Origin of the sequence: Paraprevotella clara YIT 11840 (genome assembly GCF_000233955.1) — a bacterium.
Classification (GTDB): domain Bacteria; phylum Bacteroidota; class Bacteroidia; order Bacteroidales; family Bacteroidaceae; genus Paraprevotella; species Paraprevotella clara.
In genome coordinates this window covers 37,268-54,161 of the sequence record NZ_JH376609.1, presented here as the reverse complement: position 1 = coordinate 54,161, position 16,894 = coordinate 37,268, and the positions used below count along the sequence as shown (strand labels likewise).

Below are 16,894 nucleotides of genomic sequence, written 5' to 3'. Positions count from 1 at the left end.
TATTCTTTTAAAACCGCAACATCTTTTAAATGCTTTTTGTATTTTTGTTTTTAATTAGACAGAAAAGCAATGAGGCTTTTTCGTGCGGGAAATGTATGAGGTGGAAGTGGGATAAAAAGAAATTTGCGATTAAGCGAGAGCAGAGGCAAGCTTGCTTGTCTCTGCCGGGCGTGAGCAAATTTTGCAAAACAGCGTGGGCGGCGACGGTAGGAATCATTTTGTGTGGATGCCTGCTTTTTGGGCCGACTTCGGAGAGGGCATGCCGTGAGGGCGTGGCAGAGGCTGTCACGGTGTCTTGGTATGAATTGGAAGTACCAGGAGGCGACACCTTGTATTTTAATGTCTTACGTACCGATTCCACCTTGGGAGGGCTTTCTACAGAGCGCGAAACTGCACAGCGTGAATTTCGGGCCAATGCCTTTTTCATTTCTTATTCCGGCCGTTTGCTGACGGCTGCCGATTCCGTGACGAGACCGGAACGGCTGAATCGTGAGACCTTGCTTCCTGCCTTGCAGAAAGAGTCGCGACTGTTGTCTGTGCGTTTGGCCGGTTTTCGGAGGATGTTGGAGGAAATGGAGTATTATGGCCGGACGCATTCGGTGGTGGACGAAGGATTTCATGAAGTCATGGCTCATAACGAATGGGTGAAGGCGCAGTGTGGAGAACTGGCACGTTGCAAGCAAGCTTTGGACAGGTTGCTGGCCGCAGGGGGAGAAGATGCGTATTTGCGTGAGGAGCGGACGTTGCGCATCCATGCGGAAACAGGCCGTGCAGCGGGTGGCTGGACGGTCGTTTGCCGACGGTTGGCGCAAAGGCCGGGAGGTCCGTCCGTGTGGCAGGTGGCAGGCGGTAAGTTACCCGACGGTTGCCGCCGTTTTCGGTTGAATCCGTTTCCCTATGGTTGGTTCCATATCTTTTCGCCGTATTATACATGGTGGGGGCATTGGGGATGGCCGGGTGCGGCGTCCCGTAGGCAAGAAGCTGAAGCTTCGCCGGTGAGCATCCGGATGGAAGACAGTTGTCCGGAAATTCCTTTAATTCAGGGGGCAGAGGGTGCTCCTGTGTTCGGGCCTTGGAGGAATCTGAACGGCATGTGGGTCGGTGGCCGTTTTTATCCGGCTGCCGGGTTGTATGCTTTGAGTTTGTCCCATGCGTCTTGGCCGGAGTGTGTATGGGAAGATTTGAAAGCCTGGGTTTCCGGTTGGCGCACAGGGTTCCGTTTTAACTTTACCGGAGAAAAAGACGTGTCGGAAACAGGACCGGTCTACGGTACTTATACGCGTCGGGATACGCTGTTCTACGGACAGTTGGCCGGTGGGCTTCCGGAAGGTGAGGGCGTGATGCGTTATCCCGATGGCGGGGTGTACCGTGGCAGTTGGCATGCGGGCATCCGGAAAGGATACGGGGAGTATACCGACTCCTTGGGGCGCACGTACAGCGGATATTGGCGCGGGGATTCTTTGCGGCGCGGACGACTTCGGGCAAAAGAGGGGACGTATGAAGGTCTCTTCAACCGACGGATGGAAGAGCATGGCGAGGGAGAGTTCACGGCGAACGACGGAGGGTACTATGTAGGGAAATGGAAGGACGGGCGGCGTGACGGCTTCGGCTTTTCAGTAGCTCCTCACGAGGTGGTCAAGTGCGGAGTGTGGGCGAAGGGACGGTTCCGGGGCGAACAAATGCTGTACCATTCGGAACGGATATACGGCATCGACATTTCCAAATATCAGCATGTGCACAAGCGGCGGGTGTACGGTATAGACTGGAGGAACCTACGCATTACACGTTTGGGGCATACGGCAGACCGGAATGCGTTGGGAGCGGTGGATTATCCGGTCTCTTTCGTGTACATCAAATCCACGGAGGGGCTGACGGTGTTCAATCCTTATTATACGCGGGATGTACGTGCCGCGCGCCGGTATGGATTTCCGGTCGGAGCCTATCACTTCTTTTCCACCCGTCCGGCGATGCGCCAGGCAGACTATTTCCTGAAGAAGTCCCGCTTGCAGAAAGGCGATCTTCCGCCGATGCTCGACGTGGAGCTGTCCGACAGGCGGATTGCGGCGATGGGAGGCCGTGACGTGCTGTTCCGTGAAATGCTGGTATGGTTGAAAGAGGTAGGTCGCCGGAGCGGCACCACACCTATTATATATGTGAGCCAGGATTTTGTCAATCGTTATATGCCGTTCGCGCCGGAAGAGTTGAAAGCCTATCCCGTATGGGTGGCCCGTTACGGGGAATACAAGCCATACGTGCATTTGCTCTATTGGCAGCTCTCGCCCGACGGCCGGGTCCGTGGTATCCAGGGTGATGTGGACATCGACGTATTCAATGGTTCGGAGGAACAGTTCAAGAGGTATTTGCGGACGCAAACCGTGAAGTGACGTTTGCAGCAAACCTTTTAATTCTTAACGAAAACCTACTTGAATCCGCCTCGGGTTCTTTTTACTTTTGCAACAGAATAGATAAAAAGTACATCTGTTGAATCAAAAGAAACAAAACTTACTTATGCGTAGAGGTATTGCATGGATATGGGGCTGCTTGTGCATGCTTCAAGGGATGCCGTTGCAGGCGGAAGATAGTGTGGGGATGCAGACGGCTGCCCGTTACCCTATTGTGATGGACAAGCCTGCGCCCGGCTTCTTCGAAGGGGCATTGTTGGGAAACGGAGGCATGGGAGTGGTGGTGACCACCCGGCCTGATGCCGTTTGTCTGCACTTCGGGCATAACAATGTATGGGATATCCGCGTCACGGAAAACCATCAAGACAAGATCGGGACGTTTGCTGAAGTGTTCCGGAAAGCTTCCCTTCTGCCGGATTCGCTTCCGTCTATCCACCATGATAAAGAATTTTCGGACTATCTTTCGTTGACGGCCGACAATTACCGTAGTCCTTATCCCCGTCCTTTCCCTTGCGGTACGCTTCTGTTGGGATTCGACCGCCGCGAGGTAGAACTTTTGGGTTATTCCTTGGATATATCCGATGGTGTATGTCATATTTCTTTGTCGGTTGGAGGAGAGAGGCATGAGCTTTTGGTATATACTGATATGGAGAAGGATGAGGCTTGGCTTGTCCTGACCGACGGGCAAGGCCGTCCGGCGGCTTCTTGTTTCAACCGGCTTCGTGTGATTCCCGACCCGTCCACCCCCGGCGACATTCCCCGTTACCGTGTGTGGGAATCCGGTGAGAACCGTTTGGGTTTCTATCAGGAGCTGCCTTATTCCACCGTACAGCCCCGTCCGGAGAAAGACAAGGCTTTCGCTTTGCAGGTTTATGCCAGCCAAAGGTTGGAGAGGGGACAGCGTACGACGACTTTGGGCATCAAAGAAAATCTGGCGGATATGGAGCGTTATGTGTCTTCCTCCTGGGAGCCGTTTTGCGTCAGGGTGGCCTTGCGCGAGGGGATGGCTACAGAAGTACAAGGCCGGATGGTGCGGGATTTGGAGCCTTCGGTGGAAGAGGCCCGGAAAAGTGAAGAGCGGAACCGGGACGTGTGGAAGCGTTATTGGGGATGTTCTTCCGTTTCGTTGGCCGATAAGGATTTAGAAGAAATCTGGTATCGTAACCTTTATTTCTTTAATTGCGCGCTTCGTCCGGGAGCGACTTGTCCCGGTATTTTCGCCAATTGGAGTTACGGGAATATCGGGACGGCCTGGCATGGAGACTATCATTTGAACTATAATACGCAACAGCCCTTTTGGGTGACATTCTCTTCCAACCATTTGGACAAGAATCTGGTCTATGCGGATTTGGTAGACCATCTCTTGCCTGTCAGCCGCAAATGGGCAAAAGAGTATTACGGGATGCGTGGGGCGTTTTTCCCTCATTCGGCTTATCCCGTGGAAATGAACCTGCATCCCTATCCGGTGCCGGACTGGGGATGGGAGGTTTTCGAGACGCCGTGGATGGTGCAGGGGCTGTGGTGGCATTACCTGTATTCCGGCGACACCGATTTTTTGCGCAGGCGTGCCTTTGTTCCGATAAGGGATGCCGTACTGTTCCTTACGGATTACATGACCCGCAAGGAGGCGCATGGGGAAGAGTGGGGCGACGACCGTTACCATATATTTCCTTCCGTGCCGCCGGAACTGTACGGCTTGCAACCCGGCTTTAAGTTCAACTACGACACGCAGATAGACCTTGCGCTGGCCAAATTCGTCTTTAAGGCTTATCTGGAGGCAGTGGAGATATTGGATTTGCGTAAGGAAGAACGGAATCTGGTACGCGATGTGCGGCACGTGTTGGGACGTATGCCGGATTATCCTATGTACGAATCGGAGAAATACGGGCGGATATATGTGTCTGTGCCCGGCGAACGGGACGAAATCGTGTATAACGTGCCTGCTAACCTTACTCATGTGTTTCCCGGAGAGGAATACGGACTCAGTGCTCCCGATAGCATCCGGCAGTGGTTGCTGAATACATGCCGGGCGCATCAGAACGAAGGAGGCAATGACATTGTATTCTTGAACCTGCAAAAGTCCCGTCTCGGTATCCTCGACCTGGAAGCTTTCAAGCGGCAAGTCCGTTATGCCACCCTGCCTGGCGGAACGGTGACGGATGCCGTATTGCAGATCGGCGGGCGTTATAACGACCTGACAGATTATATGTACATGGGAGGGATGGGAGTCTGGTTTGAGAACTTTGCCTTACCGGCTGTCATTAATGAATGCCTGATGCAAAGTTACGACGGGCAGATTCGCCTGTTTCCTAACTGGGACAAAGCCTCCGACGCTTCGTTCCGTACGTTGCGTGCGAGGGGAGCATTCTTGGTCAGTGCCTCGTTGCGTGACGGTGAGGTGCAGCCGGTGGAAGTGTACAGCGAACGTGGCGGGATATGCCGCGTACGGAATCCGTGGCCGGGATGCCGCGTGCAAGTGGAAGGCCTTGTGCGAGGGAATGTGAAAGAGGGGGCGGAAATAACTTTCAGGACAGAATCCGGCAAGACGTACATACTCCGTCCCTTGGACGGGAGGTAGATGTTTAATCAGCCGGTGCCCCTACGGTTTTCCTGATCCATTCCGCCATGTCTTGCAGCACTTCCTGACTGAAATTCCCTTTTAGAAGTCCGTATTCCGAGGGATGCCCGGTGGGGGCTTCCATGAACAGGTGGTTCAGGCCGGGATAAATGTGCGTGACGACTTGCGGGCTTCCTTTTGCGAGCGTTTTGATGGCTTTCAGGTTCTCTTCGGGCAATACTTGCAGGTCTTTTGCTCCATTGACGGCCCATACGGGGCATTGCACCCGGCTTAAGTCATGGCTCGGGTCATATTGTATGATACTGGCTATTTCCGGACTTATGGCTTGTCCGGTGAGTTGGCGGGCCTTGCGTCGGCGGATGCTGTCCGTGAGGTTTTCCCGGTAGGTGTCTTCGTTTATGCCGAGATGCTGCCAAATGGAGACCATGAGAGGAGTGCTCCTGTGGCGTATGGAGTCGAGCGGAAGGGGGAGCGCCATGGTGCCGTACAGTTCCTCGTACAGGGTGCGCAGGCTGTCGCTTGTGGTGGCAGGGAGTTGCGAAAGGATGATCTTCTCACATTGGTGCATCATCAGGTCTTTTCCCGGAATGGCGGCTCCGGCCAATGAAAGTACGAAAGCCACGTCTTGCGGACGTTGCGCGGTTATACGGAAAGCGATGGTGCCGCCCATGCTGTGTCCGGCCAGTCCGGTCTTACCGCGTCGGATGTCTTTCCGTCGGAGAAGATAATCCAAGGCACATTCCGCATCCGTGGCAGCGAGTTGCAAGGTGGCGTCGGCATAGCGGCCTCCGGACTTGCCGGTCCCGCGGTCATCCATGCGGAGTACGGCGATGCCTTGCCGGGTCAGGCAGTCGGCTATCATGAGAAACGGTTTGTACTTCCATGCCTCTTCATTCCGATCTTGCGGCCCGCTGCCGGAAATAAGGAGCACGGCAGGGAATGGCCCTTCCCCTTCGGGCAAAGTCAGTGAACCCGATAATTTTATGCCGTCTTTTGTTGTGACGCTTACCTCTTCTTCCCGGTAGGGGAAGGGCGGTTTTGGGGTGCCGGGCCTTTCCGGTTCAGACGACACACCGGCTTTCCGGGCCGTGCGTACCAAATTCAGCGGAAGGGACTGCCCGGCTTGCGTCACCGTCCCCTCTATCAGGGAGTCGCTGCGTACTTTGCCTACATAGCGGAACTGTATTTGTGGGATTTTCAGGGTTAATTCTCCGTCGGAAATACATTCAGACGATTGTACTGGGAAACCGAAAACTCCTTGTGCAGGACTGTCCATGGTGGTTGTCGGTTGGCCGTTCTGCTGTCCGAAGTGGAACACGATAGGCATTGTCGTTTGCCCTATTTGTATTGAGCCTTTGAAGTCTCCTTGTGGGGCTTGTGCATATAATCCTATGGCCGTCCCATACAAAAAACATCCCAATATCATCTTTTTCATGGCGAAAAGGTTTTAAAGTCGATATTCAAAGTTAAGGTATTGAGGAAATATATGCAATCCGCTCGCGTTAAAAAATCCTTTTTAGAATAAGGGCTTTCCAGTAGGCTGCCCTGCGTCCTCTTCCGCCATTCATGTCTTTAGGCAAGGGACGAAATATGAAACAGCATTGAATGGCCCCTTTATAAAGTGCTAAATCAGTCAATACCCATTCCACAAGTGCATCTTTCGCAAGGCACACGAAGAACAAGTCGCTGTATCCGTATATACAACCAACTTCATACTACTGCAATATGTCAGGCAACCTATACTCCGAAGCTACAAAATGGGTGTCGGCTTCATTAATGGAAACTATCCGATGGTTTTTCGTATCAATCGCAAAACATACGCTTGCATCAATCCTCAAACGGCAAACAGGATTGCCGTCCCAATCAAAAACCAAAATCAGGCTTTTACCTGCATCCTGTTCTTCTTCATCTCCAATATATAAAGCATAAATATGACGAGAGGTGGAAGTGACATAAGCAAAAAACATACGTGGTTCATACGGGTTTATTTCTGACGGTTTCATCACATCTTCATAAAAAACAGATTGTATCAAACGTCCATCCGAAGCACGGATATCTATCTCCGGAAGATTGAAATACGCCATAGCTACGCGGGAATTCTCGGCTGAATAAGAAGCCGTGCTTTGTGCCACGTTGAAAATATCCTCCTCCGTTCCCGAAAATTCATATACAGCGTCCTGTTCCTCCGCTTCATCTTGGGACAAATCTGCCACAAAGAAATTGCAACTATACAAATTGTTCACTCCCAGACAACTATCTTTCCCGTGGAGAAAAAGAAAAGACGGTTCTATGTTCCATGACATAGGGATCTCAAATATACATTCATTCTGTTCTGACTCATCCAATGCGACCTTATATAATTTACGCTTTGGACGTTCCAATATGTACACATATTCTTTCCCACTTTCCTCCACATGCTGGCCACAATAAAGAGGGGCCATGAACTCTCCATTGCCATGTCCCTTGGCTGCGATTTCGGATATCAAAGAGAAATCATTGTTCAACGCGAAAAAGAAATGGTCTGCCTTTCTCATCCCGATAAATTTATCTCTCACCATAGAAATGGCATAAGTACCGGGATAACGATTAAGGGAATCTATTCCTGTCGCTTTTAAATCATATTCCGACGGGAATCCTTCCACAAGCTTCACGTTCTCCCGCCCCTTACAACAAACTAATAATAAAATAACAAGAGAAAATACCACTCCTTTGTTACTTTTAAACTTATCGCTCAACATTTATTCTTATTTTTAATTAGGAAACAGAAGAAGCAAGTCCTTATCAAACCTTCTCCTCCATGAATTAATTTATTAAACACTTTTACTTAGGAAGGCATTTGGATGTACTTCCTTTTCCTTGCTCATCATATACCCTGTCACAGGAACCGCAATCATAATAAGTATATCCTGTTCTTACCTTGGATTTCCAATAACAAACCACTCTCACTCACTCCATGGTACGTATCATAAGTGCAATACCCGGCGTAGACCGGCGAGCCCAACACCACTGCACTCGTCAAGGGCGCGAAGAATTTCTTCTTCATAACACTTGATTTTTAAAATTATACCCTTTGCAAGTTTCGCGGCTTCACGCTATTTTTGCAATGGCATGAAGATAAAACAAGGAGACACACTCTTGCCATACGGCTCCCAATCATGAATCCGCCCGTCCCGCAAGTACATTGCCTTCAACCCGCAAGAAGAACATGCTTCCCCGCCACGATACGAAGCAAGGAACATCGGCAACATAAAACATCGGTATGCCTCATATTTCATTTCAATTTATGAAAGAATACCACGGGGTTGCTTTCTTCCGTCAGCCCTTTGTCACGAAATAAGGACAGACCATACTGATTTTCTATATACATTATAGTGGAAGGTTCTACAATGGAATAGAATGAGCCTTTATATACCCCATAAGGACTTGATACGTAGGGATATGTAGGGATGTGCTTTTCTTGCAACCGCATGAGGTAGGACTTTTTGTCCGATCCGACCTTATATACAAAAGTACCTATACCTCCCTTGGTCGTAAAAAGTTCAAATGTCACATATATGGAACCGTTACATTCTTCATAAAGCCCCAAATAACGCACTACATCCCTGCCACTAGTCCTCTGGTATAAATCGAATAATGGCATACCTTCTTCAAGCCGATCTTCTGTATTGAACTCAAATCGGCAATGAGACGTAAAGCCGGACTTGTCCAACTGATATACCGTATAGGTACAATCAAAAGGAAGGATCGCATACCGGCCATTGTCATAGGTTCCACAAAATGGAAGAAAGTCCCCGAATGCAACGCCTTCATTTGTCTCGAAAGGGGAAAAGACAGCCGCATCCTCCTGTTTGACATAATTGAACACCACAAAGTTATATCGTTTTTCATTGTTATATTCAGAGGAAAGGAACATCAATTCGTCATCCAGAACCTCAAAATGCCCATACCAATCACCTAGTTCTATTTTACGTACAAAAGTACCGCTCATGCCGTATACTAAGATAGATTTATAAGCACCTGAGAGCACATATACCAAAGAATCCCTGACGCAAAAGTCCTCCACAGACAGGTACTCTCCTGCTCCACGTCCCTTTTTATCTATTTTAGAAATAAACTTTCCGTCATGTCCGAACAGAAGTATTCTTTCACGCTCCCTTATGCCTATCACCGAGTCATAGACTTTCATACCTTTTACCTCACCCAACAAACAATTTTCATTGGTTTCCAACATGACATATTCATAACCGGAAAAGAAATGGTTTACACTGTCTCTTTGCAGTACGTCTACCGAATGAACAGGAATACCGCCCTGTTGCTTTCCCCCGCAGGATAACAAGAAAAAAAGGATATTGACAAAAAATCCCAATTTCATCAGATTGTTTTTTCTCATAAGAATCTACTTGATATGTAAAATATAAAAACAAACACAACTTAACTCTAATAATTTCTAAAGTTAAAAGCTTTTTTCAAGATTGCAATAAAACATTCATTGTCATTCTTCAAATATATTGTAACGTCCTTGTTTGCAACCAACGCCACTGCGCCCGTCAAGGGCGCGAGGAACTTCTTCTTCATAACACTTGATTTTTAAAATTATACCCTTTGCAGATTTCGCGGCTTTACGCTATTTTATACCGACTACCTGCATGGGATTCGGAGGCAAAGTAATTACAAAATTTCCAAAGGACAATGTCAACCGCTGTGCTTTTTTTACTAATATTTACTAACCCCGTTAACGGGAAATTTACGCCTGCGGCATGGTAATACGGGTTGGCACAGACCTGAAACATCCCTCCAAATGGACATACACAGCAAGTTTTCAAAAACATGTTTCATCCTTCAGGAAGCTTTTCAAGCTTCTGGAATACAACAGGTTATGGTGAAGGATGTACTCATCCATCCTTCAGCCTTCTTTCAGCGACAATCATCCACAACCGACATCTTCATACCCCTCTCTGGTGAATACCCGGTGAACCCTATAGATGAAGAAAGTTCACCTTAACAACCTGTAAGCCAATAAGTATGAAGGATGCGAATGGATTTTTCCACATATCTCCCTGTATGGAGGGGAGAGGCATAGAAAGACAAGCAAAGAAACCAAAAACAATTACCGCAAACCGGAAAATCAATCACAGCACAATGATTTTCCAGTGTGCGGCAAAAACAAGAGACAGAAAAGGACAACGAAGGGCACTCCGGCATCCTTCACTTGTCCCCTTCTTTCAAAACCAATTTGAATTTGCCGGAAGTGTCGTCTTGTGTGGGGGGATATTGACAATCTGATAAATTGATAGGTTGGGGAAATAAATGTGCGGGTATACGCGGAAAATATTAATTTTGCGGCATGGATGCGATAAATGATTATTATATGGAAGAGCTGGACCTCTCGGCCATGAAACGGTTCTTTTTGGAACAAGGGGAGCGGCGGATATTGGAAAAGCAGGATTATTTTGTGCGGCAAGGCGGACGGTCGGGGCGTGTGGCCTATGTGGAAGACGGCATGTTCCGTTTCGTGCGGACGGACACGAAAGGTGGGGAGCATATCGTCGGGTATAGCTTCCGCGACAGTTTCGTGGCCGAATACACCTCGTGCCTTTGTAGCCGTCCGGCGTTGGCGGACGTGCAGGCTATCGTGAGAAGCACGCTTTACGTCTTGCCTTACGAAAAGCTGAGGCGTTACTGGGAAATGTCTCCTGAACATCAGCGTTTGGGGCGCATCGTGGCTGAGCAACTGTTCGTCATGACCTACCGCCGTTTGATGGACAGTTATTGTTGTACGCCCGAAGAGCGTTATATGGACTTGATGAGGCGTTATCCCGAACTGAAAGAACAGCGTCCGCTGAAAGAAATCGCTTCGTTTATCGGGGTGACGCCCGAAACGGTGAGTGCCATCCGGAAAAAATTGTTGAAGTCCGGAATTTCTTGAAATACTTCAAGGAAAATCCGGCGGCTCCCTTTTAACTTTGCCCGAAAATCGAAAGTGGAAATAAAATGTAAACGACCATGAAGAGAATTTTGATTGTGGGAGCCACGTCCGGTATCGGTGAGGGATTGGCTCGTTTGTATGCGGAACGCGGAGAGGTGAAAATCGGAGTGATGGGGCGTCGGTCGGGCCGTTTGAAAGACTTGTGTGCGTCGCGTCCGGATGTGTTTGAAGCAGAGGTGTGTGATGTGACGGACACGGAGGCGCTTCCGGTGGCATTGGAGCGTTTGGCGTCCCGCTTGGGAGGAGTGGATATTCTGGTGCTTGCTTCCGGGACGGGAGACTTGAATCCGGAGCTGGATTATGCCGTAGAGCGTTGCACGTTGGATACGAACGTGACGGGGTGGACTTGCGTGGCGGACTGGGCCATACGGTATTTTGAAAACCGGGGACAGGGGCATCTGGCAACTGTCACCTCGGTGGGCGGCCTGCGCGGCAGTGGGGCGGCACCGGCCTATAATGCCACAAAATCTTTCCAGATGAATTATTTGGAAGGGTTGCGTCAGCGTGTGGCCGTGCGGCGGCTGCCGATAGAGGTGACAGACATCCGTCCCGGTTTTGTAGATACGGCCATGGCCAAGGGGGAGGGGCTGTTTTGGGTCGCTCCGGTGGACAAGGCTTGTCGGCAAATCGCACGAGGTATCGACCGGCGGCGTAAGGTCGTATATGTCACCCGACGCTGGAGACTGGCTGCTTGGGTGTATCGTCATATACCGGGGTGGCTGTATGTCAGGATGATGAAAGGATGAGGACCGGAATCCGCATTCGGAAGGCCGGGAAGTAATTCCGGTTGTAAATCAAGTAAAAAAGGTATAGGATATTTCCGGGCGAACGCTTATCTTTGCCGGGACATTAGGAGATAAAGTTTAAAAAAGACATGTATCGGAAGAAAATGATAAAGATATTGCTCGTCATATTGTGTGTCATAGCTGTGGCAATTGTGGCTGTGGTCCTTTTCCTTCAGACGCCGTCGTTCGGGCGTTTGCCGCGTGGCGAACGGTTGGAACGTATCAAGCGGTCGCCGAATTTCAGGGACGGGGAGTTCCGTAACATGGAACCTACCGTCCTGATGACTTCGGAAAAGGGGAAATGGGGGGCCATGCTGGATTTCGTTTTCAAAAAGTCGCCGGAAGGATTGCGTCCGGAACATCCGGTTCCGTCGGTGAAGACGGATTTGCGTGCACTCGACCCGGATAGGGAGCTTTTGGTATGGTTCGGGCATTCTTCCTATTTGTTTCAACTGGGCGGCAAGCGTATTTTGGTAGACCCCGTGTTTTGCGGTGCCGCTCCGGTATCTTTCCTGAATAAGCCTTTTCCGGGGACGGATATCTATCGTCCGGAAGATATGCCGGATATAGATTGCCTGGTGATTACGCATGACCATTGGGACCATTTGGATTACGGGACGGTGACGCGCCTGAAGGGGCGTGTCCGTAAGGTGGTGTGTCCTTTGGGTGTGGGCGAACATTTCGAGTACTGGGGCTACGAACCGGAACGGTTGGTGGAGTTGGATTGGAACGAGACGGCTACGTTGGGCGGCGGTGTGACGGTACATTGCTTGCCTGCCCGTCATTTCTCCGGCCGTGGTTTGCGGTCGAACCGTACCCTGTGGGCGTCTTTTCTGGTAGAAGCGGCGGGGCGTAAGGTGTACATCGGTGGGGACGGCGGCTACGGAGCGCACTATGCCGACATCGGGAAACGTTTTCCGGGGATAGATCTGGCCGTGTTGGAGAACGGGCAGTACAACGTAGACTGGCGTTATATCCACACGTTGCCCAAATACCAGCATGCGGAAGCTGAAGCTTTGGGTGCCCGACGGGTGCTCACGGTGCACCATTCCAAATACGCGTTGGCACGCCACCGTTGGGACGAACCGTTGGAGAACGTCCGTAAGCTGGCTGAGGACAGCTCGCTGGAAGTCTTGTGTCCGATGATTGGAGAAGTGGTGGAATGGAGTGTAAAATGAGTTTTTTAAAATATAGGGTCATGAAACGTTTGTTTTTATTCGCGGTTTGCGCGTGGGCAGGTCTTTCCCTGTGGGCTTCCAGTGTGAAGGGACAGGGGACTGCTTGTGAGACACGGTCGGAAAAAGTACCGGCCAAAGTGTATATGATAAAAGAAATCAGTCCGGAGAGCCTGATGAAAGTGTATGAAGCGCTCGGGCGGAAGGCTACCGGAAAAGTGGCGGTGAAGCTTTCCACCGGCGAACCCGGAAATAACAATTACCTCGATCCGGCATTGATAAAAGGGTTGGTGCAGAAGGTGGACGGCACTATCGTGGAGTGCAATACGGCCTACGGCGGCGGACGTTCCGATACGGAAAAGCATCTGAAAGCGGCCAAAGACCACGGCTTTACGGCCATAGCCCCGGTAGTCATCATGGATGCGGACGGAGAAGTTTCGTTGCCCGTGAAAGGGGGAAAGCATTTGAAAGAAGATTTTGTGGGAAAGGCGTATCCGGAATATGACTTTACCGTAGTGTTGTCCCATTTCAAAGGTCACCCGATGGGCGGTTTCGGTGGGGCTATCAAGAATATCTCCATCGGTATCGCTTCTTCTTCGGGGAAGGCTTACATTCATTCCGCCGGAAAAACGAAGAGCGTGAAAGAAGTGTGGGGCAAATTGCCTCCGCAGGACGATTTCTTAGAGTCGATGGCCGAAGCGGCCAAAGCTGTGGCCGACCATTGCGGCGACCGTATCTTGTATATCAGCGTGGCCAATAAACTTTCGGTGGATTGCGATTGCGTGGCCACGCCCGAAGATCCGAAGATGGGGGACATCGGAATCCTGGCTTCGCTCGACCCCGTGGCACTCGACCGGGCTTGTGTGGACCAGGTACGTGCTTCGGAAGACCATGGAAAGATACACCTGATTGAACGCATAGACTCCCGGCACGGCATGCATACGTTGGACTATGCCGAGCAAATCGGGTTGGGCAGTCAGCAATATGAGTTGGTGGAGTTGAAATAGTTTTAAGAGGAATGCCGGAATCGTAGAAAGATACGATTCCGGAGAATTTATTAATACAAAATTAGAATATCATGAAACGCGCTGATTTATATTTTGCTTTGGTGGTGGCCGCATTCTTTGTACCTTTTTTCTTGTCCCGCACGCTTTATGAAGGGTATCAGTCGTTTAATGCTGCGCATGGTATGGTGATGAGCTTTGTCAAATTCTCCATACTGTCCACTATGGGTGAGCTGTTGGGTCTACGTATCAGTTCGGGGCATTATTTCCGTAAGGGGTTCGGCGTCTTGCCCCGTGCTGTGGTATGGGGCTTTTTAGGAATGGGTATCAATATGGCTTTTGTGGTGTTTTCTACCGGAGTGCCTGCTTTTGCCGCCTATTTGGGTGTGGATAATCCCGCTGCCATTATGGAAGGTGCATTTAGCTGGGGCAAAGTGTTACTGGCTTTTGCCATCTCCGTTACCATGAACAGTATTTTTGCGCCCGTGTTCATGACGTTCCACAAAATCACCGACACGCATATCCTGATGACCGGTGGTACCCTGCGTGGCCTGTTCAGTCCCATCCCTATGGGCGAGATTATGCAGGGATTGAATTGGCGTGTACAATGGGAGTTCGTGTTCAAGAAGACGATACCCTTGTTCTGGTTTCCTGCACATACGGTAACTTTCCTCTTGCCGGGAGAGGTGCGCGTGCTTTTCGCGGCTTTGTTGGGAGTGGCTTTAGGTGTCATTTTGGCAGTGGCAGCCCGCAAGAAATAGCAGGTGAATCCGATTTTAATAGATTTATAATTGGCGTCTACATAAAAAGGCTAAATGTAGTATCTATAAACAAAAAGACAGTTTTCTGAAAAATGAAAACTGTCTTTCTTTCAGTGATTCGTTTGGGGCTCGAACCCAAGACCCCAACATTAAAAGTGTTGTGCTCTACCTGCTGAGCTAACGAATCGACCTCTATTATGCATCATTCCTGATTGCGAGTGCAAAGGTACGGCTTTTTCTGAGAATAGCAAACGATTTGCCCGTTTTTTTTCATAATGGGGGCTTTTTTTCGTAGAGATGATGTCTTTTAATCCTTTTCACCCTCTACGGAAGAGCTTTTTCCACTTTCAGAAGCATGCATGTGTTCTTCCTTTGGTGTGGACTCACCGTTGCGGTTAGATGTTGTGGGGATGGGAGGGAAAGCATCGGAGGATTCGCTTGAAAAGGATTGAGAAGATAAAGGACGTTTACGTCGCCTTTCTTCTGCCAGTATGACTTTGCGTTCGTCCCGCTCTATGAAGCGACGGTAATAGGAAAGCAGGAGGGTTGTCAAGGGAAGTGCGATGATGAGGCCGATTAAACCTAATAAAGAACCCCACACGGATAGCGACAACAGGATGACAGCCGGATTCAATCCCATGAGCTTGCCCATGATTTTAGGGACGAGAAAGGCATCTTGTATGCTTTGTACGACGATAAAGACGATACAAGCTGAAAGTAAAATGAGCCAGAAATTTTCCCCTGTGTCGTTGGCTTTTAATAGGGCGAGCAAAACTGTGGGGATGAAGCCGAATCCTTGCATGTAAGGTACGAGATTCAGAAAACCGATAAACATTCCCAAACCTATGGCTAAAGGAAAGTCAATGATGAGAAACCCGATGCTGAACAAGACTCCTACTAAAAAGGCGACAAGGGCTTGACCGCGGAAGTATGAATTCATCCCGTGTTGTACATCATCCACCAATGCCGCTGCAAAACGCCTGCTACGCTTAGGGACTAACTTGATCCAACCTTCAGATAATTTTTCGTAATCCAACAAGATGAAAAAAAGATAGAGGAGCACCATGCAAAAACCGAGTAGTGCAATGATGATGTCGAATGTTTGCGAAACCAGGCTCCATAGTTGGTTGACGGCCACTTTCAACGCTTCCATCACGTTGTTCTCGTGCAGCAACCGTATGAAAGCATTTTGGTCGATATTCTGTTGGAAGAAAATTTCGATATTGCGGGCTATGGTGGAATTTCCTGTCTCTTTGATGAAGTCGGCTATTAAATCACGGAATCTCACAAATTCGGCGATGGCCGGAGGGATGATGAGCCAAAAGAAACCGGCTATGGCTGCCAATATTAATAATAAGGTAATGGCGATACACAAGATTCGGTTATGGAGATGAAGTTTGTACTGGAAAAACTTCACTGTGGGATATATCATATAGGCCAGGAACCAGGCGATGAAAAAAGGCAGGAGTACTGCGCTGAGCAGATTGATGATGTATATGGCCAGTCCCAACCCGGCTACAACCATCAATCCTCGGATAAACCGGTCGAACGTTATTTCTTTTTCAAACATAATGAAGCAGGAGTTAGACTTGATGTTTTAGATTATCTTTTTCTATCGCTTTTTGGTAACAGGCACGGCAGAGCGGCTCGTATGCTGTTTGTTCCCCTAAAAGCACTCGTTTCTCGTCGTCGACCGTACGGTGGGACACGTAGGCCAGCGCACCGCAACGCACACAAATGGCATGCACCTTGGTCACTTCGTCCGCCACGGCGCATAATCCCGGCATGGGGCCGAAAGGCACGCCTTTGAAGTCCAAGTCCAGTCCGGCCACGATTACGCGTGTGCCGCGATTGGCCAATTCGTTGCATACGTCAATCAGATTCTCGTCGAAGAATTGCGCTTCGTCTATGCCCACTACGTCCGTGTCCGAACCAAGCAGCAGGATACTGGCAGAAGAATCTACGGGGGTGGAGGGAATGGAGTTTCCTTCGTGCGACACCACGTCTTGTTCGGCATAGCGCGTGTCGATGGACGGTTTGAATATTTCTACGCTTTGGCGGGCGAATTCGGCTCGTTTCAATCTTCGGATCAGTTCTTCGGTCTTGCCGGAGAACATGGAACCGCAGATGACTTCAATCCGTCCTCTGCGCATCATTTCCCCGTTTCGTTCGGTTATCGGACTCATGTGCGGATGTTTTTGAT

The 16,894-nt window shown here is 49.7% G+C and carries 13 protein-coding genes and 1 tRNA gene; 7 read left to right on the top strand and 7 right to left on the bottom strand.

Features of this window, described 5'->3' with window-relative positions:
- Positions 1 to 95 precede the first annotated feature (95 nt).
- Both HMPREF9441_RS11465 and HMPREF9441_RS11460 read left to right on the top strand, forming a co-directional pair.
- On the top strand, positions 96 to 2,384 hold the full coding sequence (locus HMPREF9441_RS11465) for a GH25 family lysozyme (RefSeq protein WP_244949743.1): 2,289 nt from the start codon (positions 96 to 98) through the stop codon (positions 2,382 to 2,384).
- A gap of 124 nt (positions 2,385 to 2,508) precedes the next feature.
- Positions 2,509 to 4,980 (top strand): glycoside hydrolase family 95 protein, encoded by a 2,472-nt coding sequence (locus tag HMPREF9441_RS11460; protein WP_244949742.1) that lies wholly within the window; start codon positions 2,509 to 2,511, stop codon positions 4,978 to 4,980.
- A gap of 4 nt (positions 4,981 to 4,984) precedes the next feature.
- On the opposite strand, the gene HMPREF9441_RS11455 is transcribed toward HMPREF9441_RS11460, so the two are convergent.
- The 4 genes from HMPREF9441_RS11455 to HMPREF9441_RS11440 all read right to left on the bottom strand — a co-directional run bounded on the left by HMPREF9441_RS11455 (position 4,985) and on the right by HMPREF9441_RS11440 (position 9,352).
- Positions 4,985 to 6,415 carry an alpha/beta hydrolase family protein gene (locus HMPREF9441_RS11455; protein WP_008621294.1) on the bottom strand — a complete coding sequence of 477 codons (1,431 nt, stop codon included), beginning with the start codon at positions 6,413 to 6,415 and terminating at the stop codon, positions 4,985 to 4,987.
- Between the two features lie 280 nt (positions 6,416 to 6,695).
- Positions 6,696 to 7,718: a BF3164 family lipoprotein gene (locus HMPREF9441_RS11450; protein WP_008621292.1), complete on the bottom strand. Its 1,023-nt coding sequence runs from the start codon at positions 7,716 to 7,718 to the stop codon at positions 6,696 to 6,698.
- 152 nt (positions 7,719 to 7,870) lie between these two features.
- Positions 7,871 to 8,023, bottom strand: coding sequence for a hypothetical protein (locus HMPREF9441_RS18640; protein WP_008621291.1), 153 nt, complete (start codon positions 8,021 to 8,023; stop codon positions 7,871 to 7,873).
- Between the two features lie 228 nt (positions 8,024 to 8,251).
- Complete coding sequence (locus tag HMPREF9441_RS11440; RefSeq protein ID WP_244949741.1) at positions 8,252 to 9,352, bottom strand: 6-bladed beta-propeller; 1,101 nt, start codon at positions 9,350 to 9,352, stop codon at positions 8,252 to 8,254.
- Positions 9,353 to 10,324: 972 nt separating this feature from the next.
- On the opposite strand from HMPREF9441_RS11440, the gene HMPREF9441_RS11435 reads away from it, so the two are divergent.
- The 5 genes from HMPREF9441_RS11435 to HMPREF9441_RS11415 all read left to right on the top strand — a co-directional run bounded on the left by HMPREF9441_RS11435 (position 10,325) and on the right by HMPREF9441_RS11415 (position 14,691).
- Positions 10,325 to 10,906 (top strand): Crp/Fnr family transcriptional regulator, encoded by a 582-nt coding sequence (locus tag HMPREF9441_RS11435; RefSeq protein WP_008621284.1) that lies wholly within the window; start codon positions 10,325 to 10,327, stop codon positions 10,904 to 10,906.
- A 77-nt stretch (positions 10,907 to 10,983) separates the two neighbouring features.
- Entirely contained in the window at positions 10,984 to 11,712 is a 729-nt protein-coding gene (locus tag HMPREF9441_RS11430; protein ID WP_008621283.1) for an SDR family NAD(P)-dependent oxidoreductase, read from the top strand.
- Positions 11,713 to 11,840: 128 nt separating this feature from the next.
- Entirely contained in the window at positions 11,841 to 12,929 is a 1,089-nt protein-coding gene (locus HMPREF9441_RS11425; RefSeq protein WP_008621282.1) for an MBL fold metallo-hydrolase, read from the top strand.
- Entirely contained in the window at positions 12,914 to 13,933 is a 1,020-nt protein-coding gene (locus HMPREF9441_RS11420; protein ID WP_008621281.1) for a DUF362 domain-containing protein, read from the top strand. The genes HMPREF9441_RS11425 and HMPREF9441_RS11420 overlap by 16 nt, the downstream gene beginning before the upstream one ends.
- Positions 13,934 to 14,004: 71 nt before the next feature.
- Complete coding sequence (locus tag HMPREF9441_RS11415; RefSeq protein ID WP_008621280.1) at positions 14,005 to 14,691, top strand: hypothetical protein; 687 nt, start codon at positions 14,005 to 14,007, stop codon at positions 14,689 to 14,691.
- A gap of 114 nt (positions 14,692 to 14,805) precedes the next feature.
- On the opposite strand, the gene HMPREF9441_RS11410 is transcribed toward HMPREF9441_RS11415, so the two are convergent.
- From HMPREF9441_RS11410 to HMPREF9441_RS11400, 3 genes are all read right to left on the bottom strand, one after another.
- A tRNA-Lys gene (locus HMPREF9441_RS11410) sits at positions 14,806 to 14,878 on the bottom strand.
- A gap of 120 nt (positions 14,879 to 14,998) precedes the next feature.
- Positions 14,999 to 16,261, bottom strand: coding sequence for an AI-2E family transporter (locus HMPREF9441_RS11405; protein ID WP_008621278.1), 1,263 nt, complete (start codon positions 16,259 to 16,261; stop codon positions 14,999 to 15,001).
- 13 nt (positions 16,262 to 16,274) lie between these two features.
- Positions 16,275 to 16,877 (bottom strand): thymidine kinase, encoded by a 603-nt coding sequence (locus HMPREF9441_RS11400; RefSeq protein ID WP_021981153.1) that lies wholly within the window; start codon positions 16,875 to 16,877, stop codon positions 16,275 to 16,277.
- Between the last annotated feature and the right edge of the window lie 17 nt (positions 16,878 to 16,894).